Here is a 20,320-nt window from a genome sequence, read left to right on the forward strand (position 1 = left end):
GGCAGGGTCCTTTAATCCCTAGAATTAATCATTCCCAACAAAATTAGCTCTTCCAAAAAATCTTCGATTCACGAAGTTATTGAGATTAGAACCAAAGCGGTAATTAAACCCAAATCTGGTATCGATGGTATAGGCTGAAGGTAGGTTCACCCTTCCGCTCAAAATATCCTGTTCGGTGTAGTCTCCTGCTGCCAGGTAAATCTGGTCTTTTACGTAGTTACCTTCTGCCCGCACAAAGAAAGAAAAATTCCCAGTGACACGGACTTCTGCACTAATATTCAAACCTGTGGACCAGGAGCTAAAATCATCTAGATAATTTCTCACACGGTATCCCACTTCCAGGTTACCCCAGCGTTGATTTAGACCCAGACTGACTCTCAAACTATGGAGCACTCTAGTTTCTCTAAAAACCCCGGAAATCGTCTCTTCGACATATCTATTATTTCTGACTTCAATCCCATAGTTCCCTCTTAGAAATCTGGAATTCTGCACCGATTCCGGAAAAAAATTATACTCTAAAGCTGGTCTAAAGCTGGTCTGAAACTGATAATTAAAGCGGGTATTCTGACGACCTGCCATATCATACCCATAAGACCATTGCGGTGAAATAGACTTTACAAGCTGGTGACTGAATCCAAATTCTGATACATCAAATTTATTCTCCACATCATCGATGATTTGGATACCGGATTCGTCAATAACCGGATTTCCATTGTTATCCACTCTTGGTACTTTTTGAATCGTTCGTCTCAGCCTTTCATCTATTCTACCGGATAGGGATATTTTCCATTTATCCGTGATTCGGTCAATATTGATTTCTCCCCCAAAATTGATTTCCCTGCTCAATTCCTCTAATTCAATGTTGGCGTCACTACCCACATTAAAAACCCAATAATCCCAAGGGTCAACGCTTTCCTGCACTGTATCTTCCAAATTGCCAGAGCCAGTCTTCATATTGATTTCGATACCCTCTCCAGCTTTGGTTTTTGCAACAAATGGAGCCAAACCTAACTTGATAAACCGGGTAAGTTTTTCCCGTACTTCAAAGTCGGTATCCGTCTGTATGGTATTTACATAGAGGGTATCTCTTCTTCCCGCATGAAGGTTTTGTTGGCCTATAAACAAAAGTTGATATTGCCTTCCACCACCACCCGATCTGTTATTGTTAATCAACAGAAAGACATCAGCCGTTTGATTATCTCTATAGAAGTCCACCGCAGTAATTTCCGTTCTGATAAAATCCATATCGCAGCCTCCATCCCTTCGATCACAACCATCGATAAATACTCTGAGCTTATTGGGTAGGTTGTTATCACCAACTAATGTTTGACTATTTGAAGGAGTAGTCAAGGAAAAGAAGGTGAGGATCAGTAGAAGTAGTATTTTGCTCATTTAATTCGGTTTAATTCGTGTTGATCGTCGCATTTCGATCGAAATTGATTTCCAGCTATCAACCTTGAAACGATATTTTTCTCATTAATATCTGAAAACGAGTAATCATTTTACACTAAAAAATTAAGAAAAACAAAATTATATTCTTCGCATTTCAATTTCTTAAATTAGGCGCTTAGCCTTCACTTTTTGGTAACAGAAATAAAAAAACTTTTGTGGCAAGCACGCCGTCTTCCGACTTTACGGAAATTCCAGATTAAACATCGGCAATCTATTCCCAACGGTGCAGTTGGCACTCCAAAGCTCAGCTTCAATCTAACTTACCCTGAATTTCCTTTCGATGTATTCAGGGCTGTTGATGCTTGTGACTTTGCTACAAAATTGAGGGCTTTTCAGAGCATCTTACCAAGGCAAGAGCTTTCAACCCCGGCGGAGCATAGTCAAATCGTTCATAGAAGCAGAGTTATTCTATCTGCTCCCTGCATTGCTTGTGCACTGTTCCAGGACTAAAAACTATAAAAATATCCGACCTTTGCCCATAAACGAGTTCGGAAACCTTCCTCAATAAATTTATCGGTGCGGTAATCTAAACCCCATTCGAGTTTTTGACTAGAAGTGATCAGTTTACCAATGGAGAATACCAAGCGATTTTCGATTTCGAACTCACCTCCCTGAAGACTGAAAATCGGTTCATTGGACAAAAGTAAATAATGCTCACCAGGGTCTAAGCTGCTCCCGGAGAGCGGTATTTCCGTTGCTATCCTGTACCGAAGTCTGATTTCTAAAGATTCACCTTTAGTGAAAGTTTGATCGGTCCTGAAACGATGCGCCAGTTTCAGTCCTCTCAGCCGGTTTACTGAAGCAAATTGCTGAATAATCCTATTGGCATTTGCCCCCTCTTGAATTCTGTGAAATACTCCAAAGGCGACACTTTTTGTAGGGCTCAACTTAAAATCATAAAAACCCATCAGGTCCGTCCTATAGTGGGTGAATTGTATTTCATCTCGTTGATCACCGGAATTATTATAGAAAATATCCTGATGCTCAATTTTGAAAAGTATCTTTTGATCATTCTTAAATTTCTTAGTTATCGCCACTTCGGGAAAAAATCCCGTAAAGAACTGACGGTCCTGCGCAAAAGAGGTAACCAAGCTAACAAGCAATAAGAAAATAGTCAGGTAATATTTTCTCATCTTAAAACACGAGGTTTTCACTGGGTACCAAGATTATTTTACGCTTCATGATAAGCTCGCCTGTTTCAGAAAACAAGCCCTCAAATAGCTCCAAGTCTCCAGTCGCATCAGGACCGATAAATTCTATTTCGAAACGGATTAAAATTCCTTCCAAACTATTTTGATCAAAAAAATCTTCCAGATTATCCGGTTTGCCAGAATATTGGATTTGAATCCGTTTTATATCTGAACTTTTATAATCCGCAGAAAGATGGCCCTCCAGTCCAGCTTGAACTTCCATTGGAAGCTCTTTAAAATCTATCTCAATTTCTACGTCTTGAATTAAACCCAGAGAGTCGAATTCTACACTATAAAATTTACCTTTCAACTTGAATTTGGCTTCATAAGAATACCCTGATTCGAAAATTTCCTGATACCATTTTGGCCTTTTTGTAGTTTCAAAAGCATCATAGAGCCAATCTCTTGCCTCTTTAGGAACTACTTTCTCCTCCACACGAAGCTCGCGCTCGATTTTGTCCTGAGCAAAAAGAGACCCAGAGATTATCCAGAAAAAGGCTAGAGTTGAAATATGTTTGAGCGTAGGTTTTATAGATTTCATGCTTGACCAAACGTAATTCAGTTAAATACGATCAACTTAAGTAAAAGCTTAAAATTTAGTGAATTTTTTTTGGCTTGATCCTCCGACTCTAGTTTATCTGATCGCTTTTACCTTTGGTTACTTCTGCGTGCCTTACTCCGAACAATTGTCGCGGAATGACCCAAGGCTAAAACAACCCACCAAAGTGAGGTGATTTTAAACGCCTTGTCCTAACCAAATATCCTAACCGATTTCTGTTTGCATCAACCATAACAATCACCATTTATCCACATCGACCTTCCCTTTGAATACTGAGCGCCTAAGTGATTCGGATTTACTTTACTCAAAAACAAACGATTCCGTAGTATTGGCAAAACTTAAGACCTCTCTTTGCTTTGCATTTGCTAAATTGTCTGTCAAGAACCCTAAATAATCCCTATGAAAATCGTATTGACCATTTTGCTTTCATTCTCCCTAATGGTATGCAAAGCACAAGAAACCAGACCAGGACCACAGCTACCGCCAGAAACAGGTGAGACTTTCAAGGTAGGAATCGCCGGCTATACCTTTGTGAAATTTGATCTAGACAAGACGCTCGAAACATTGAAAGCCTTGGATGTTCATTATCTCTGCATCAAGGATTTTCATTTGCCAATGACAAGTACTGATGATGAAATTGCTGCTTTTCATGAAAAACTGAAAGCCAATGATATCACAGGATATGCTGTTGGTCCGATCTACATGAAATCTGAAGAGGAAATCGATAGGGCATTTGATTATGCAAAAAGAGTAGGTGTAAAGCTAATCGTGGGCGTTCCCAATGTTGAGCTTCTGCCCTACGTGGATAAAAAAGTGAAAGAATATGATTTTAAATTCGCAATCCATTTGCACGGGCCAGATATTAAAATCTACCAAGATGCAGACGATGTCTGGAATCACACTAAAGATCTGGATCCTAGAATGGGAATGTGCCTGGATATTGGCCATGACACACGTAACGGTAAAGACCCGGTAGCCGACATGGAAAAATATCACACACGCGTGTTTGATATGCACATAAAAGACGTGACAGGTCCAACAAAATTGGGGTATTCACTCGAAGTAGGCCGTGGAATAATTGACTTTCCGGCGATGGTAAGAATGATCAGAAAAGTAGGTTACACTGGAGTGTGCAGTCTAGAGCACGAGAGAAATATGGACAATCCATTTATGGGAATTGCCGAATCCCTAGGTTATTTTCGCGGTGTAATTGAGACAACCAAAGAATAGAATTCGAATAATTTTTAAGTTTAAAAAGGCTGAATTCTAAGGAGTTCAGCCTTTTTTAATTTGCCCTCCAAAAATCAGTTTCAATACATTTTACCCTAAATTTAGCGTCGCTGTTTTCAGGGCTGTTACTGAATATGACTTTGGCACAAAAACGCTACTTTTTCAAAGCATCTTGCCAAAGGAAAGATCTGTAGAAGCCCAGAATGCAATGCTGGATTTTGGTGGCTAGTAACATTAGATTACTGTGCCAACGGCATGATCCATATAAACTTCGGCTTCAGAATTTATCTCAACCCATGATAAAAGAATCAAAAAAATCAGAAGCCTTTATTGCGCAACCAATTAATTGCATATATTTGAGCAACCAATTAGTTGCACATAAGAAAAGATGAAAACCAGAAGAGATGTATTTCAAGCCATTGCTGACCCTACCCGACGTGCAATCATATTGCTTTTGGCGGTAGGTGCAATGACTCCTAATGCCCTTGCCGATCATTTCAATTCGAGCAGGCAGGCTGTTTCCAAACACTTACAAATTCTCATGGAGTGTGAATTAGCACATCAAGAGCAACAAGGCCGCGAAATTAAATATCACTTAAATGCGGATAAAATGAGGGATATAGAAAAATGGCTGGAACAGTTTAAGCAACTACTCACTCAGCGTTTCGACCAACTTGATACTGTTTTAGAACAATTAAAATCCAAAAGAAAATGAAAAGCAATCTGAAATTTGACTTCATAGTCAACAAGGAAAACAACACGGTAAATGTCAACCGTGAATTTGCCGCCAACCTGGAGTTGGTCTGGGAAGCCTGGACAAATCCTGAAATTCTTGATCTATGGTGGGCTCCTAAGCCTTACCGCACCAAGACCAAATCAATGGATTTTAGAGAGGGTGGAATGTGGCTTTATGCCATGATTAGTCCACAAAACGAAATGCATTGGTGTAAAAACGAATACCACAAAATTGTTTATCAATTGATGTTTTCAGGTTTGGATGCTTTTTGTGATGAAAATGGGGTTGTAAGCAAAGAAATGCCGAGAACACATTGGACAAACACGTTCCTAGAGCAAGGCAAAAACACCCTGGTACAGATTACAGCCAAATACGATAGCCTAGCTGACTTGGAAAAAATCATACAAATGGGCTTCAAAGAAGGATTCACCATGGCGATGGAAAACCTCGACCAATACATCGAGGCTCGGTTCAAACTTCGCCAGCAAAATAAAACAAGCAACAAAGCGCGTGTTTCAAGCTATTTGAATTTTGACGGAAAAACAGAAGAGGCCTTTCTATTCTATAAGCAGGTGTTTGGAACAGCCTTTCTAGGAAAGGGTATCGAACGATTTGGTGATATTCCAGCAGAAGCCGGGAATCCACCGGTAGCAGAGGAAATTAAAAAAATGGTGTTACATGTAGAACTTCCAATTCTAGGTGGACACATATTAATGGGGACTGATGCTCCTAAGGAAATGGGCTTCACACTAGCCAAAGGAAATAACATGCATCTATGCCTTGAACCTGAAACAAGAGAGGAAGCCGATCGCCTTTTCAACGAACTCTCTGCAGGAGGGAATGTCACTATGCCAATGGCAGACATGTTTTTTGGGGCATACTTCGGAGAGTTTTCTGATAAGTATGAGATAAATTGGATGATAAATTATCAAAACCAGGTCTGATGAAAAAGAAAGGCCAATTTGAAATTCAAATAACCTCATCGAATCAATTGAAAATTAAGAGTTACCACACATGGGTATAGTCAGTTCGCTCGTAAAAGAGAAACTCTCCATATACTAGCAGGTAGTAGCTAAACCTAGTCCATTGCCACTAGTCAACGGCAGGGTAAAAATAAATTCACTTCCTTTTGCCACTTCACTTTGAACCCAAAGATGTCCATTAAGCCTTTTTATAAACTCTCTGCAAAGGACAAGTCCTAAACCTGATCCACCTTCATTTTCTGTACCTAGTGATGTCATTGTAGAAGATGGATCAAGGATCTTACGAATTGTCTCTTCATTCATCCCTACTCCATTATCACAAATAGAAATTTTCACCTCATGCTCATCAGCAGTTGCTAGGACGATAATATATCCTCCTTGATTGGTGAATTTTATCGCATTCGAAATCAGATTCCGTAAAATGGTATCCAATATATTTCTATCAGTATATAGTTCAATATCACTGGTTGGAGCGTAAGTCAAAGAAATGTGTTTTGCCTTTGCAAGTGATTCTTTCAGCCAAATAATTTCAGAAATAACTTTAGTCAGTTTTATTTTCGTGGGGGTAAAGCTTAATTCCCCGGTTTGTGATTTTGCCCAGTTCAACAGATTATCAAGCAAATTCAAGGTATTTTTCGCGGTAGAATTGATTAGATCAGCATATTCTATGGCTTGTTCTTTATCGGTATCACTTTCTTTAAGCAGTTCTGAAAGGCCTACGATGTTATTAAATGGGTTTCTCAAATCATGCGCAATGATGGAAAATAACTTGTTTTGGGTCTGATTTAATTCTTCTAGTTTTAGTTTACTCTGTTCAATTATTATATTTTTTTCAAGTATCGTTTTTTGATCTATTTCTTTCAGAAGCATGATAAAACCTATGCAAGATCCACTGATAACGAAGAGCGATATGATTAAAAACCAATTGCCAAGCGGTGAATTAGTCGTATAGATATAAGTTTGACCTAATTGGTAAATATTAAAAGCCCGGATGAGCTGGAATATCGAGTAAATAAGAAGTACGCCACTTATCAGTATGGCCGATTTATACTTATGCGTATTGGTAAAAAGGTAATAAGACCCAATCCCAAAGAAAATTGAAGAGGATGATATTCGAATAACATTAAGCATTGTGTTGTTTTCTTCGACAATTAAAGAGCCGAAAAAAACCAACACAGCAATGGCAATGAAAGCCCACAGGAGCTTTTTTCTAATGATACCATCGAAAGATAGAAGACCAAACGAAATTAGTGGAAAGCTGAAAATCAAAAGAAAATTACTAATTCGTATTGGAAGTAAAGGAGGAAAAGCCTCTCTAAAATTAAATAGAATTATAGCAAGTACCTGAAAGCCAATCCCTAATGCAACCAAAAGCAGGTACCATTGCTTGTGATGAAAAAAATACTGATAAATGTATAGGGCAATAATGAATAAATTATTCAGTGCTAAGAAAAACAAGATCGAAGGGTAATCTAATGTCATATACTTTTGCTATTCATTTGAACCTACTCAATATTACAATATCCGCTCATAAATCTTATTTTATAAATGCAATTCTTAAAAATAAAAAATGATACCTGCAAAAAGACTTCTTAGAATATCTAACTTTTTTTTATTTAGAAAGTACTCTGATTAGAGTTGGGTTAATTTGCTTGCCCTAATCTCTCCACCTTTACTCAAACTTCTCGTCTGAGAGTAGTCAGATCGTTCTTTGGACTGGGTTTGTTACTAAAGCCTAATATCCTATGCAATTTGAAATTGGCTCTACAAAACAATTTATCAAATATCCAACTCTATCATCCCCCCTTAGGTGTAATCAGATCGTTCTTCCTAGTGTAGGTTGTAATCACACTATAATTACCTTGCCCAAAAACAGGTCACTTCGCAGGATTGCACCCCTTTTTTTAAATGCAACTAATAAAACCTTTAGTGTTCAAAGAATTGTGAAAAATTGAATAAATAGGAACCCGAAACTTTTGGAAATAGAAATCAGTAGCAGAAATAAAAATTTATTTTTTACTACACTTCTGATTTTTCTATTTTTGATTATGCATGAACACTAAGCAACCCTACTTAAGAATCCTTAGCGAAATTGAACAGGCATTCACCTTTTCTAATGAAGCATTTCCTTTGGCTGTCGTATGCGCACTTCATTTAACTTCAGGACCAGACTCAGAATCGTTAAAAGACGCGTTGAATCAACTGCAAGCTCGACACTTATTACTTCGGTCTGGAATAGTAAAGAAAAAAGGTGCATTCTACTTCCAACCATTAATCGCTAGTTCACCAATAGAACTTTGTTTAATTAGTCGAACTGATAAGAATTCTTGGCGAAGTGTTACAGAAGATGCGTTGAACACAACCTTTGACTTAGCTGGGCCACTGATGAGATGCTGGTACCTTCCAAGTCCTGAAAAAACTGAATGTGAATTGATTGTTTGTTTTCATCATGCAATCATCGATGGCATTTCAGCACGATTGCTACTTCACGAATTACTTAGCCTTGCAGGAGGACAATCACTTCCGAGGCCATCGGAGCATAGCATAATTTCAACATTCCCTCCCTCTTTTCAAAAATGGAATTTGGTTACACGGCTAGTAGCTTTTTTGGGTAGGCAAATGAAAGAAGAATGGCACTATAAAAGTAAGGGAGTGACCGCACCGATTCCCTTAAAGTCAACCAATGCCATTTTAAGCTTCAGGTTGTCAGCGGAAGTATCCAGAAAATTAAGTGTCAGAATCGCACGAGAAGGTCTTAGCCTTAACAGTGTGCTTTTGGCAACCATTGCTCAAAAAGTATATCATCACCGGCATTCTGATAAAGGAAATCGTTTGGTTAGAATGATCAGTTTTGCAGACCTTCGTTCTTCGATGGATCCCCCTGTTTCTGATCAAGAATTGGGATGCTACATTTCGATGCTACGATTCAGTATACCTATTGCACCTAACCAGTCTGTCTTTCCATTGGCCAAAACTATTTTCAAAACAATTTTTAAGGCAAGTCGGCAAGGTGATGTATTTATGATGTCTAAAATGAGCAAATATGTGATCAAGATGGTTCTGAAGCTAAAAAATATGCGACTCGGGCTAGTGGCACTCAGCTTTATCGGCAAACTAGATTTAGAACCTCAATATGGATCGATTCACTTAAATAATGTAAATGCCTTTATTTCAAACAATCCTTTAGGGCCCGAATTTTCTGCCTTTGGGAAAATTTTATTTGGTTCTATCGGCCTAGATTTCAATTATTTGACTGCTGAAATGGATGCTCAACTAGCAGAAACAATTTTGAAAGAAATCAAAGAGACTCTTGAAGAGATTGCGAATGTTCCGTAAATTGAAGAAAACTAAAAAGGGATGAAAAAGATTGGGATTTTTATTACCGCCATCATTCTATCCAGTTTAGGTTGGATGGGATTTATTAGAGAGCCTCTTCCTCCTATACCTACCATAACTACTGAAATTAGTGAAGAAGTTGATTTCGACTTTTCCATAAATTCAATAGACTACTCAGGCCTGGAGTTGTCTCTTAATGACAAAGTAGAGGGAAAAGGCATGTACGTTGAGTTCAAGATGAATAATGCTTGGGAGACTGGACGACCAGGATTGGTGATCAACGGAATCAAGGCCGAAAGCAGCTTTGATAAAGGAATGTCGCCGAAAAAATATTTGGAAAATAAAAATCGACCAAAAAAAGGAAATAAAGATTTTGGTGATTTTATGGAAGATTCCAAAGGGAAATCTGTTTCGACCTATAAATTTAAACAAACCCTAGTCGAAGACGAAAATGGAAAAACATTCATGCGAATGTCTTATGATGGTTCAGAGATGGAGATGATACAAACCTTGGAAATACCCCGCCCTATTACACTTCCAGCACATATTTCGCGTAAGTTTAGTCCTAATGGTATTATTCAATTTCAACGTGGAGTGGTAACCTTTGACAATAAGATTAAAGGATTTTATATCCCTGTCTTAATTAGGTAATCACTAGAGTAAGTAATAAATAAACTATTCGGAATATCCTTTGAAATAATCTAAATGGACTATTTTCAATATTGAGTTTTTAATGGAATACTGAATGAGATATAATCATATACAATTATATACTCGCACCAATTGTATCAAAGATTTCGCATCTCATTTTTAGAGACAATTGAATTCGTACTAAACACCGAGTCAAAAGTTTCTTTTGGATTACCAAAAATCAACTTCAATCACGGGTACCTGCCCAACGTGGTTGGATTCCAAGCATAGAAATAAAGATGTACTTATAGCTTTTTTATAATTCCAGTCAAGGTAAAGATCCTTCGTTTTAAAAAGGATCCTTTACAGCGCACAAACAGAAATTGCCCTAATATTTATTCCTACTCAGCTCCAATACCAACTACCACCCTTGCAATCAATGATTTGAATTCTGATAGAAAGGCAGTAAATTTTATCAGCTATTATTTTTATACCTAATCCAATCCATATGATTAACCAATCCATCTTTTTTGCAATACATCCCGATGCTCCCAAAGACATGCGAATCTTTGGTGATAAGCTAAAGAAATCGGGAACACGAGGAGCTAGCCGTTCTGTGGGCTTCGAGACCAAAGAACTCCAACCAACACCCGGATTACAGATCCCCGAGTTAATCAGCTCATACAAAGGTGGTATTGACACCATTTTGTTTGCTTTTCCTTCTATTCCTTTCTCAGGAGATTCTGAAAGAACTCTTGCTTATCAATCCTTGATCAAGGAACTCCGGATAGGCACCAATTTCATTATCGTTCATTATAAAACTGACCGGGCGGTAATAGAAAAATGGTTTACTTCCATTGGCCATGATTCTCAGTCTATTTCTTGGGTTCCAATTCCTAACTATGTAGATTTTACAGATTGGGCTGAAGATGCCTATGTAGCACTGAAAGATGCTCATGACGATACATATTACCTGATGGAACCCTGGGAATTCCCTCGGTCTGGTGATCAATTGCTCGCCGATAGTATAGAAGAATATACTTCCCTTAATGCCAGCCAAGCACCATTGATTTTCCAGGGTGGAAATTGTCTGGTCGCAGACGATTTTTGGATTCTTGGAAAGGACTACTATCAAGAAACTATCAACCTAATTCAGGATCAAACCCTGCCCCTGAGGTCCAACCCCGGACAAAAACTGGAGGACTTGGTTCGCCAGAGTTTTTATGATTATGTAGATAAAAAGAGACCCATGTTTGTGGCTGGCACCAAGAAAAAAATCCCGCTAGCAACTTATGTAGGCACACAGGAAGCAGACAAATTTATTCTAGATATAGTTGGTGCAGGAACCGGCCCATACCAACCGATCTTTCACGTGGATATGTTTATCAGCTTGATTGGCAAAAATAAAAAAGGTCAATTTGAGCTTATGGTCGGATCACCAGAATTGGGAAATGAGTTGCTGGGCCTACCAAATCGCGCCCACAACTTACAAGAGGCATACGATGAAATCGCCAGATCCTTTGCTAAGCAAGGGGTAATTGTCCATAGAAATCCCCTGATTCACTACCCTGAGTATACCGGAAGGAGAATCGCGGTCAAGCATCTACAAAACCTAGCATTGCAGAACCCAGAAGATCAGGACGTCAATAGTCTGATGAAGGATTTACTCAATTTAGGCGCGCGGGAAAATGACGCTGTGCACGTCAGGAACTGGCATCATATCACTAGCAACAACTGCTTGGTGGAAAACAGCAAGACCTATGGCAAGCATGTGTATTTACCCACTTTTGGACATGGAGAATATGCCGAATTGAAAGTGCTGGATGATCATATGAAAGCAATGTGGGAAGGCTTTGACTTTATTGTTCATCAATTAGGGGATTTCAACAGCTTTGCCAAAAGGCAGGGCGTAGTTCATTGCATCTCGAAATACATAAAAAGAAGTGATTGAACCTATCCCTTAAACAATCCGAGTCTAGCCCGGCGTAGTTATTTCATTCACGAGGGATTTTCCAGTGCTTACGTTGTGATCAACTACGCTTGCTTTTATTTGTTAATTTGAAAATTAATTAAATCCTCCCATAGCGATTACAGTTGTCACCCATACAATGACACAGGAGATAAAAATCCCAATGGTATTTGCCAAAAAAGCCTTTTTCTTGCTCATTCCGAAAAGGTATCCTGCAATAGTACCGGCATAGACGCCTGTACCCGGAATTGGAAGCAATACAAAAAACATAAGACCCCAAAATCCGTATTTTTGGACATTTTTGCCAGCACCCGCTTTTGCTCTACGCCCTACAAAAATTGCCGCCTTTTTATAATGATACCATCTCAAGAAATAACGGTTGACTACGTCCAAAAAGAAGGACATAACGGGGAATACCAGCACATTAGCAACAAAGCAAAGCGCAAAAGCTAAATAGATATTTATATCATTTAGCAACGCGTAAGGGATACCTAGTTTCGCCTCTCCAAATGGAGAAATGCTCCAAAGCATGGCGATAATTATTTCCAAAAACATGTAGTGGTGATTAGGTGCTGCAAAACTAATGATTTTCCTATCTGCTACCGCTTGGTAAGCAATCAAATCATCGAAATCATAAAACGACCTTTCTGTTAAAAGGATTCCTTTTTTTTTCTAAAATATCAAAACACCCTATGAACTTCACCAGACCATGGGACTCTGATTCATTTCCTAGCAGATTAAACTAAAAAAAGCTGCTTCCAATTGAAAGCAGCTTTTCCAAAATTTACCTTAAACCCTTACATTTTATTCCTTCTCGAAAACTCTAACATAATCCACCGCAAATTGTTGGGGAAAGATGGTAGAATTATCTGGGCTTCCGGGCCAATTGCCTCCTACCGCCAAATTGATCAGAATGAAGAAAGGCTTTCTGAATTCGTCCATGGTAGAAGAAGAGATATCCATTCGATGAAACTCCTCATCATCAATCAGCCATGCAATACTTTTTTCATCCCAAATTATAGAATAGACATGGAAATTATCCGCATACTTCTTACCATCAGCAAGAGTCTTAGAGCCGCCTTGGTAGGCATAATCTCCATTGTTTTGCCAATGGAGCGTGCCATGAACCGTATTGTCTCTTCCGCTTGCCTCTCCTCCAATCATCTCCATGATATCGATCTCTCCGCTAGCTGGCCAACTAACTTCAGAAATATTGGCGCCTAACATCCATAGAGCAGGCCAAATCCCCTGGCCTTTTGGAACAGCTGCACGAATGTCAATTCTTCCAAAAAGAAATTCCTGTTTACCTTGAGTTTTGATTCTTGATGAGGTATAATTCTTGCCCCCAATCGCTTCCTGTCTAGCAGTAATTATCAATCGACCATCCTTCACTTCTGCATTTTCCCTGCGATAAAACTGCAATTCATTATTTCCCCAACCACATACACCCGGACATCCATCTCCCAAATCATAAACCCAATCTGAAGAAAGAGATGTACCATTAAACTCATCATTCCAAGTCAATGTATAACCGGCGTACTCCAATGGAGACTCAAAACCAGTTGTAGGCAATCCAATGCCAAGCACCTGATCTGTAATGAGTACTTTTTCTTCCTTTTTTATAAAATCATCCTCAGTGCTATGCGCTTGAACGGTGATCGTATATTCTCCTACGGCCGTGTAGCGATAGGACACTTGATTACCCGTCACAAGCTCTGGAAGCTGATTATTTACCCCAAATCCAACACGATAGAAATTAGCTTTATCTGCAGAAAAATTCACATTTACTATCCCATTATCGCCCATCTCAACAAGTACTTCCAAATTACTGGGAAGCAAAATCTGCTGATCAGCATCTTCCTGATTACAGGAAGATGCCGCCATAAGCATGAATAAATAAAAGAGTGTGTTATGAATTTTAGTTAGCATCAACATTTTTAATTAGTGTCAGGAGTTAGAACAAATGTCCAGTATACAGCACCTGTACCAGATACATCGATGGTAATGGTCAATTCCTCCACTCCTTCTTCGTTTGAATAACCTATGACATCATAAGTGACAGATTTATCCGCATCCGGCGGTCCGGCACTATATTCTCCACCATTGAAGGCTTTTGGCAGAACCAAAAAGGCCCCCGTCCCTGTTACAGTGATTTGCGCATTGGAAGAATCCGTGCCTTCTGTAAAGCTAAATGAGTGAGAACCAGCTCCCCAAGCAGCACCAGGCGTATCGGCTAGATTATCCACCGACTGGCAACCTTCAGCCTCTACCCCCATGTATAGTTCTGCGAAAATATCGCCTTGAGGATCGTAGGAATAGGTGCCATCTTGGTTGAAGATAAATAGGTCGTTAAACAAACATGCTCTATCACCTGAAATATCTGTCCCGTTAGGGAAAAACTCATCACTTCCGGCTCTTGGACCTACTCCAAAAGAGCCTGCCGCAGGTTTTAGCTTCCAGGCTTTTGTACCATCACCGATTAAATTATCAAGCGTAAAATCTCCTGATGGCTCTGGTTCTGGGTCTGGTGTCTCTTCATCCGGCACAAAACCTTCTGGAATCAAACGGACATACCATGCCAAACCGGTGTTAGCCTGATCCACAAACCTCAACAAGATCTCATTTTCTTCTATAGTTATGAGTTGATAGGTTCGGCCTCCAGCAAAATACCCCAAAAAGCCACCTTGAGAAATGGTCAATTCCGGATATCCTCCTTCTGGCTCTGATATACTCCACTTCAGTCCATCAGGAGCTTCATAAGGTGCAGAAAGATCACCAACACCAGGATCAAAAGCCCCAGGGAAATTAGAACCTTGGGCTGCATTTAAATACACAAAGCCGTTTGTTTCCATATTAAAGTTAAAACTGTCCAAGAAGAAAGTATAGCGGTCGGTATACATTCCAGAACCAGCCTTTTCATTTGGCTGCGCTTGGTACCACTCCGGGAAATCCCCAGCTGCGGAAGATGGGTTTGGCCCAACTCCAAAGTGTCCCACTCTGGTAGCATCTACTTGCCAAGTTTTACCTTCTACTGCATCTGCACCGCCGGTCAAGTTATTGAAAAGAGGGGTATCCAGTAAAAGCGGGTCCGTCTCAGCAATAACAATTTCTCTACTTGCACTGACACTCCCTCCTTTATTGAAGACTGTCAAGGTTACCGTGTAAGTTCCAGCGGTCGGGTAAGTCCCAGTTACAGTTTTACCAGTACCTGAACTTCCATTTCCTAAATCCCAATTCATGAGGAAAAAGTCATTATCCGCAGTAAATCTTAGGATGTTGTCACTTTGCTCAGTGGACTGAAAACTGAAGCCCGCCTCTTCTGCTGTTGGAGGAATATCATCTAATGTATACTCCTCCATGCATGCTGCCAAAGCGAACAATGGCAACACATACATGATATATCTTATATATTTTTTCATCTGTTTATAATTTGATTTTTTAAGGTCAGATGGAATCTCGCATGGTTATAATCATCCCAGTATGTGACGTTCCTACTCATGCTCGGTTTCATTTGAGTTTATGTTTAATATCCAGGATTTTGACTCCAATTCCCCCCAGCCAAGTCAATCTCAACCTGAGGAATAGGAAACAATTCATTCTTTCCTACCACAAAGCCACTGATATTATCTGCAGCTTGACCTGTTCTCACCAAATCAAAGAATCTGTAACCTTCACCAGAAAGCTCAAACCTTCTTTCTTCCAAAATCGCCTGATATAAAGCATCACCTGAGCTGTTAATTGCAGGCATATCCACCCTAGCTCTTACTTTATTCAATTCAGTTCTTGCTCTACCGTCGTTTCCGGATTGTTGAAAAGCCTCAGCTGCCATCAATAGCACATCTGCCCAGCGGATCACTCTGTAATTCAGAGGACTTGTCAAATCATCATCAGGGAGACCGATTTCACCTTGTCTTTTGATGTATTTGTTATTGAAAAAGCCTGTATGACCTCCAGCACCAATGCCGTAAGTAATTTCATCTGAATTTGGCTGAGCCGCGATAAATTCATCCAAGTTCAAAACGGTCGCGTCGCGTCTCAGATCTCCGTCTACAAAAGCATCATACAAATCCTGAGTAGGTAAGTTATAGGCGTTGCCATCAGCATAAAAAGGCCCTGTATATTGTCTGATACCCTGGAAGCCGACTGCAGCATTTCCGTTCAAACAAATCAAACAGCCATAATCACCACCCTGCAGGCCACTGAATTGTACAGTGAATACATCTTCAGAAACATTTTCATTAGCCGCATAAAACAACGTACTATAATCATCAAACAATGCATATCCACCAGGATTGTTATCGATCAGATTTCCAAGTACCGTGCTGGCTTCAGTATATTTCTGCTGATACAGCAACACTTTGCCAAGCAATGCCATGGCCGCACCAGTAGTCAATCTTCCCACTTCGCCAGCCGCGGCCGGAAGCACAGCTACCGCATCCTCCAAATCAGATTCGATTTGAGCATAGATCTCTGCTTTAGGAGTCCTAGGAGTATTAGGAATTTCATTAATTGAAACCCTTCTATCCACGATTAGAGGCATATCTCCAAAGTAAGTTACCAAGTTGAAGTAGAAATAAGCACGCATGAACTTGGCCTCAGCCAAAATCAATTCCTTGCCTTCAAAATCAATTTTATCCTGGTTTTCAAAGATATAGTTAGCTCGGGCAATGCCGGTGTAATTCACTCGCATTACGGCTCTTAGTTCCTCATTAACACCGCCATGAGTCATGTTTTCAATCTCATGTAGTCCTCTTGTATCATTGACACTTTCTCCTCCAGCAATGGAGTTGTCCGAAGCAATCTCACCAATCCAAATATTCAGATAAGCTGGCTGCATCATGTCATATACACCGATGATGGCCCTGTCAAAATCCTCTTTTGTATTGAAGAAGTTTTCTGCATCCTGAGTGAATTCAGGGTCAATATTTAATAAACTATCGCAAGCGGTACCCATCCACAAAGACATGAATAGAAACCATTTTGTTATGTTTTTCATACTTTCTAGAATTTAAAATTTAAACCAGCCATGAACGAACGTGCCTGTGGGTAGATGCCATTATCTACGCCTGCAAAAAGTGGATTTCCTGATCCCACGTCCGGGTCAAATCCTTGGTACCTGGTCAAAGTGACAAGGTTGTTGGCTGCTACGTAAAACCTGAAATGCTGAACCCCTATCCTCTTGGTGATGGCATTAGGAATGGTATAGCCCAATTGTACGTTTCTTAATCTCAGAAATGATCCGTCCTCTACATAAAAGTCCGAGAAAACATTATTTCTGGTTGCTCCGGTCGTTAATCTAGGAATCTCAGTGCTTGTCCCTGGACCAGTCCATCTGTCAATATTGTAAGACAATTGATTCGCATAGATCTGCTGTCTTTCATAGTTCCGGATGATATCCTGACCCAACGCCGCATAGATATTTGCTCCAAGGTCAAATCCTTTGAAATCAACATTCATGTTGAATCCCATGACCACCTTTGGTATTGGCGATCCAATCATTTCTCTGTCAGAATCATCACCGAAGTTGATTACTCCATCACCATTTTGATCTACAAATCTCAAATCACCTGGCTGAGCTCCTGGTTGGGAAACTGGGCTGTTAGCAATTTCCTCTTGAGTTTGGAAAATACCGTCAGTCTTGTAACCGATGAAGTATCCAATTGGATAACCCTTTTCAAATCGGGTAGCAATGTTACCGCCTACGCTGAAGCCTGCACCTGGAATAAATTCAAAGCCTTCCGGCACTGCAGTCACTTCATTTTTCACGAAAGTAACGTTGTAACCAACTCTGAAATTAGCTCCAGTTGTATTATTTGTCCCATAGCTCAATTCCAATTCAAGTCCACTGTTTCTCACATCGCCAGCATTGATCACTGGTGGTGATCCGCCTGGTCCATAGGAACCTAGGATAGCTGATACGTCTGGTTGGAAAAGTAAATCCTTTGTGTTTTTGACAAAGTAATTTGCCGTAAAATCAAAATTCTCGAACAGGGAGAAATCAAGACCAATATTTGTTTGATAGGTTGTTTCCCACTTTAGATCTGGATTACTGGTATTTCCAATAGCAGCACCATTAATTATAAAATCATTGAAAACGTAAGTAGCAGATCCATTCAGTAAGCCTCTGTATCGGAACAGACCAATCTGATCATTACCGGAGACACCGAAACTTGTTCTCAATTTCAAAAAGTCAATTGCGCTGGAATTGAAGAAGGATTCGTCAGAAATCAACCAAGCTCCTGAAATAGCCGGAAAATATCCGATTCGGTTATTTGGACCAAAGTTGGAAGATCCATCTCTTCTAAGAATCGCAGAAACAAAATAGCGCTGCTTGTAATCGTACTCACCTCTGACAAAGACTGAAGTTAAGCGCTGAGAACTTTGAAAAGAGCCTGTATTGTTCAAAAAGCCTCCAGTAGCCTGATTAGCAGAAATATCTGCAAAAGCCAGATCATTATTAGGAATGTTGAAACCCGTTCCATTCAACCCTTCACTTCTGTTTCCTACCAAGGAAAGTCCAAAAGTCCCTTTGACTCTGTGATTTTCACCGAAGCTTTGGTTGTAATTTAAGAAAGTCTCCAAGTTGTAATCCAAGAAGGTATTTCTGGATTCAAATACATTGGCACCTCTCTCGATTTCTACCCCTCCTACATCCACTAAAACCGGATCTAGATTCTCGTTGGCAGCAGAATTGGCAAATTTACCTTGGCCATACCATACTAGTGGGTTAAAGGCTTTGAAATCCACCATGGCGAAATTATAGCCTGCTCTACCTGTCCAGGTGAATCTATCATTGATCTTAAATTCAATCTCTTCTTTACCTACCAATTTATTGACCCATGAGTCATTATAGGTGTTTTCCATTTGAGCCAAAGGATTGATAATATCATTCACATTGTTCAAATAAGAGTATCTATCCCCAACACGAAGTGGCTCTGTTGGATAAGCATTAATTGTATTGTAAAGCACAGAGCCGATTCCTCCTTGAGGCAAACCGCTACTCATCTCTCTTGTAAAAAGGGTAACATTGGTGAACTTCAGTCTAGGAGCGATTTCTGTGATAAAGTTGATTCTGGCGTTTATTCTTTCAAGGTTAGCTTTAGGTCCACCAACTATACCTTCTTGGGAAAAATAAGACCCACCTATTGAATAAGAAGTCTTTTCCGAACCTCCAGTAAGCGTAAGGTTGTATTCCTGAATTGGTGCGTCCTGAAAAACTGCATCTTGCCAGTTAGTACCTTCACCTAATTCAACATTGTTGAAAGGCATTGCCTGACCGCCTGCCGCAAATGCCTCATTCTTCAAAATGGCATACTCACGCGCATTCAATAAGTCAAGCTTTCTTGCTGTCTGTTGCACACCGTAATAAGTGTCAAAATCAAGTCTTGGTTTAGAACCCAAATTTCCTTTTTTGGTTTCAATCAAGATTACACCATTTGCAGCTCTTACACCATAGATACCGGCAGTACCGTCTTTCAACACATTGACTGATTCGATGTCATTTGGGTTCAAAGAGTTCAGACCAGCTGCGTCATAGATTACTCCGTCCACCAAGATCAAAGGATCATTGTCTCCGAATGTGCCAATTCCTCGGATACGAATGTTTGAGGTTCCTCCCGGAGCTCCTGAGTTGGTAGTAATGTTTACCCCAGCGATCTGTCCCTGTAGCGCTTGATCCACTCTAGGCATGTTCATCTTTTGTACATCCTCTCCACCTACTTGGGAAGTCGCACCAGTCAGTTCGCGTTTAGTCGCGGAACCATAACCAATCACTACTACTTCATCTAGATTAGTCAGGTCGTCCTTTAATACAACATTGACCTCAGTAGAATTTCCTACCCGAATAGTTTGAGGTTGGAAACCCAAAAAGGAAAACCTCAACTCATCATCAGCACCTGCATTGATGGTGTAAAGTCCATCAAGGTCTGTGACTGTACCTACGGTGGAATTAACCTTTAAAATACTAACTCCAGGCAGCGGTTCCCCCGTTCCATCCACTACTTTGCCTGAAATCACAGTTGATTGTGCCCAAGCCATATAATGGGCAGCGAGCGCAAAGCACAGCAATAAAATTTTTTTCATTATTTTTTGGATTTATTACGTTAACAAGGTGAAAGAAAATTCACTACAGGCAAAACTATTGAGTACAACAATACTACATCATGCCTATTTTTTGACTTTCACAAAAACTCTACAAAAACAACAATAATAGGCCTTCAATTGTTTTTAAATGAT

General features: G+C 39.9%; 15 protein-coding genes. 6 read left to right on the forward strand and 9 right to left on the reverse strand.

Annotated elements, in window-relative coordinates; genetic code table 11:
• Positions 1–24 precede the first annotated feature (24 nt).
• From ACPUEN_RS10600 to ACPUEN_RS10610, 3 genes are all read right to left on the reverse strand, one after another.
• Entirely contained in the window at positions 25–1,392 is a 1,368-nt protein-coding gene (locus ACPUEN_RS10600) for a hypothetical protein (protein WP_425635858.1), read from the reverse strand.
• Between the two features lie 506 nt (positions 1,393–1,898).
• On the reverse strand, positions 1,899–2,585 hold the full coding sequence (locus ACPUEN_RS10605) for a DUF2490 domain-containing protein (protein WP_425635859.1): 687 nt from the start codon (positions 2,583–2,585) through the stop codon (positions 1,899–1,901).
• A 1-nt stretch (position 2,586) separates the two neighbouring features.
• A complete protein-coding gene (locus ACPUEN_RS10610; RefSeq protein WP_425635860.1) occupies positions 2,587–3,183 on the reverse strand; it encodes a hypothetical protein in 597 nt (198 codons plus the stop codon).
• Between the two features lie 456 nt (positions 3,184–3,639).
• On the opposite strand from ACPUEN_RS10610, the gene ACPUEN_RS10615 reads away from it, so the two are divergent.
• The 3 genes from ACPUEN_RS10615 (at position 3,640) to ACPUEN_RS10625 (ending at position 6,111) form a co-directional block, all read left to right on the forward strand.
• Complete coding sequence (locus tag ACPUEN_RS10615; RefSeq protein ID WP_425640183.1) at positions 3,640–4,431, forward strand: sugar phosphate isomerase/epimerase family protein; 792 nt, start codon at positions 3,640–3,642, stop codon at positions 4,429–4,431.
• 388 nt (positions 4,432–4,819) lie between these two features.
• Positions 4,820–5,146 (forward strand): ArsR/SmtB family transcription factor, encoded by a 327-nt coding sequence (locus tag ACPUEN_RS10620; protein WP_425635861.1) that lies wholly within the window; start codon positions 4,820–4,822, stop codon positions 5,144–5,146.
• The gene (locus ACPUEN_RS10625; protein ID WP_425635862.1) at positions 5,143–6,111 is read left to right on the forward strand and encodes an SRPBCC domain-containing protein; all 969 of its coding nucleotides are present in this window, start codon (positions 5,143–5,145) and stop codon (positions 6,109–6,111) included. Before ACPUEN_RS10620 ends, ACPUEN_RS10625 begins: the two co-directional genes overlap by 4 nt.
• 114 nt (positions 6,112–6,225) lie before the next feature.
• Here ACPUEN_RS10625 and ACPUEN_RS10630 read toward each other — a convergent pair whose 3' ends face one another.
• Positions 6,226–7,521, reverse strand: coding sequence for a sensor histidine kinase (locus tag ACPUEN_RS10630; RefSeq protein ID WP_425635863.1), 1,296 nt, complete (start codon positions 7,519–7,521; stop codon positions 6,226–6,228).
• Between the two features lie 681 nt (positions 7,522–8,202).
• On the opposite strand from ACPUEN_RS10630, the gene ACPUEN_RS10635 reads away from it, so the two are divergent.
• The 3 genes from ACPUEN_RS10635 (at position 8,203) to ACPUEN_RS10645 (ending at position 12,067) form a co-directional block, all read left to right on the forward strand.
• The gene (locus ACPUEN_RS10635) at positions 8,203–9,486 is read left to right on the forward strand and encodes a condensation domain-containing protein (RefSeq protein ID WP_425635864.1); all 1,284 of its coding nucleotides are present in this window, start codon (positions 8,203–8,205) and stop codon (positions 9,484–9,486) included.
• A gap of 21 nt (positions 9,487–9,507) precedes the next feature.
• Complete coding sequence (locus tag ACPUEN_RS10640) at positions 9,508–10,137, forward strand: hypothetical protein (protein WP_425635865.1); 630 nt, start codon at positions 9,508–9,510, stop codon at positions 10,135–10,137.
• Positions 10,138–10,624: 487 nt separating this feature from the next.
• Positions 10,625–12,067 carry a hypothetical protein gene (locus tag ACPUEN_RS10645; RefSeq protein WP_425635867.1) on the forward strand — a complete coding sequence of 481 codons (1,443 nt, stop codon included), beginning with the start codon at positions 10,625–10,627 and terminating at the stop codon, positions 12,065–12,067.
• A 114-nt stretch (positions 12,068–12,181) separates the two neighbouring features.
• Here the strand turns inward: ACPUEN_RS10645 and ACPUEN_RS10650 are convergent, their stop codons facing one another.
• From ACPUEN_RS10650 to ACPUEN_RS10670, 5 genes are all read right to left on the reverse strand, one after another.
• Positions 12,182–12,640: a COG2426 family protein gene (locus ACPUEN_RS10650; protein WP_425635868.1), complete on the reverse strand. Its 459-nt coding sequence runs from the start codon at positions 12,638–12,640 to the stop codon at positions 12,182–12,184.
• 249 nt (positions 12,641–12,889) lie between these two features.
• Positions 12,890–14,014: a glycoside hydrolase family 16 protein gene (locus tag ACPUEN_RS10655; RefSeq protein ID WP_425635869.1), complete on the reverse strand. Its 1,125-nt coding sequence runs from the start codon at positions 14,012–14,014 to the stop codon at positions 12,890–12,892.
• An 8-nt stretch (positions 14,015–14,022) separates the two neighbouring features.
• Complete coding sequence (locus ACPUEN_RS10660; RefSeq protein ID WP_425635870.1) at positions 14,023–15,504, reverse strand: PKD domain-containing protein; 1,482 nt, start codon at positions 15,502–15,504, stop codon at positions 14,023–14,025.
• A 104-nt stretch (positions 15,505–15,608) separates the two neighbouring features.
• A complete protein-coding gene (locus tag ACPUEN_RS10665) occupies positions 15,609–17,081 on the reverse strand; it encodes a RagB/SusD family nutrient uptake outer membrane protein (RefSeq protein WP_425635871.1) in 1,473 nt (490 codons plus the stop codon).
• A gap of 5 nt (positions 17,082–17,086) precedes the next feature.
• Positions 17,087–20,167: a SusC/RagA family TonB-linked outer membrane protein gene (locus ACPUEN_RS10670; protein ID WP_425635872.1), complete on the reverse strand. Its 3,081-nt coding sequence runs from the start codon at positions 20,165–20,167 to the stop codon at positions 17,087–17,089.
• Between the last annotated feature and the right edge of the window lie 153 nt (positions 20,168–20,320).

Origin of the sequence: Algoriphagus yeomjeoni (assembly GCF_049821175.1) — a bacterium.
Classification (GTDB): domain Bacteria; phylum Bacteroidota; class Bacteroidia; order Cytophagales; family Cyclobacteriaceae; genus Algoriphagus; species Algoriphagus yeomjeoni_A.

Coding starts and splice junctions, on each gene's coding strand:
- ACPUEN_RS10600 (WP_425635858.1), bottom strand. CDS start 1,392: ATGAGCAAAATACTACTTCTACTGATCCTCACCTTCTTTTCCTTGACT.
- ACPUEN_RS10605 (WP_425635859.1), bottom strand. CDS start 2,585: ATGAGAAAATATTACCTGACTATTTTCTTATTGCTTGTTAGCTTGGTT.
- ACPUEN_RS10610 (WP_425635860.1), bottom strand. CDS start 3,183: ATGAAATCTATAAAACCTACGCTCAAACATATTTCAACTCTAGCCTTT.
- ACPUEN_RS10615 (WP_425640183.1), top strand. CDS start 3,640: ATGGTATGCAAAGCACAAGAAACCAGACCAGGACCACAGCTACCGCCA.
- ACPUEN_RS10620 (WP_425635861.1), top strand. CDS start 4,820: ATGAAAACCAGAAGAGATGTATTTCAAGCCATTGCTGACCCTACCCGA.
- ACPUEN_RS10625 (WP_425635862.1), top strand. CDS start 5,143: ATGAAAAGCAATCTGAAATTTGACTTCATAGTCAACAAGGAAAACAAC.
- ACPUEN_RS10635 (WP_425635864.1), top strand. CDS start 8,203: ATGAACACTAAGCAACCCTACTTAAGAATCCTTAGCGAAATTGAACAG.
- ACPUEN_RS10640 (WP_425635865.1), top strand. CDS start 9,508: ATGAAAAAGATTGGGATTTTTATTACCGCCATCATTCTATCCAGTTTA.
- ACPUEN_RS10645 (WP_425635867.1), top strand. CDS start 10,625: ATGATTAACCAATCCATCTTTTTTGCAATACATCCCGATGCTCCCAAA.
- ACPUEN_RS10650 (WP_425635868.1), bottom strand. CDS start 12,640: ATGTTTTTGGAAATAATTATCGCCATGCTTTGGAGCATTTCTCCATTT.
- ACPUEN_RS10655 (WP_425635869.1), bottom strand. CDS start 14,014: ATGCTAACTAAAATTCATAACACACTCTTTTATTTATTCATGCTTATG.
- ACPUEN_RS10660 (WP_425635870.1), bottom strand. CDS start 15,504: ATGAAAAAATATATAAGATATATCATGTATGTGTTGCCATTGTTCGCT.
- ACPUEN_RS10665 (WP_425635871.1), bottom strand. CDS start 17,081: ATGAAAAACATAACAAAATGGTTTCTATTCATGTCTTTGTGGATGGGT.
- ACPUEN_RS10670 (WP_425635872.1), bottom strand. CDS start 20,167: ATGAAAAAAATTTTATTGCTGTGCTTTGCGCTCGCTGCCCATTATATG.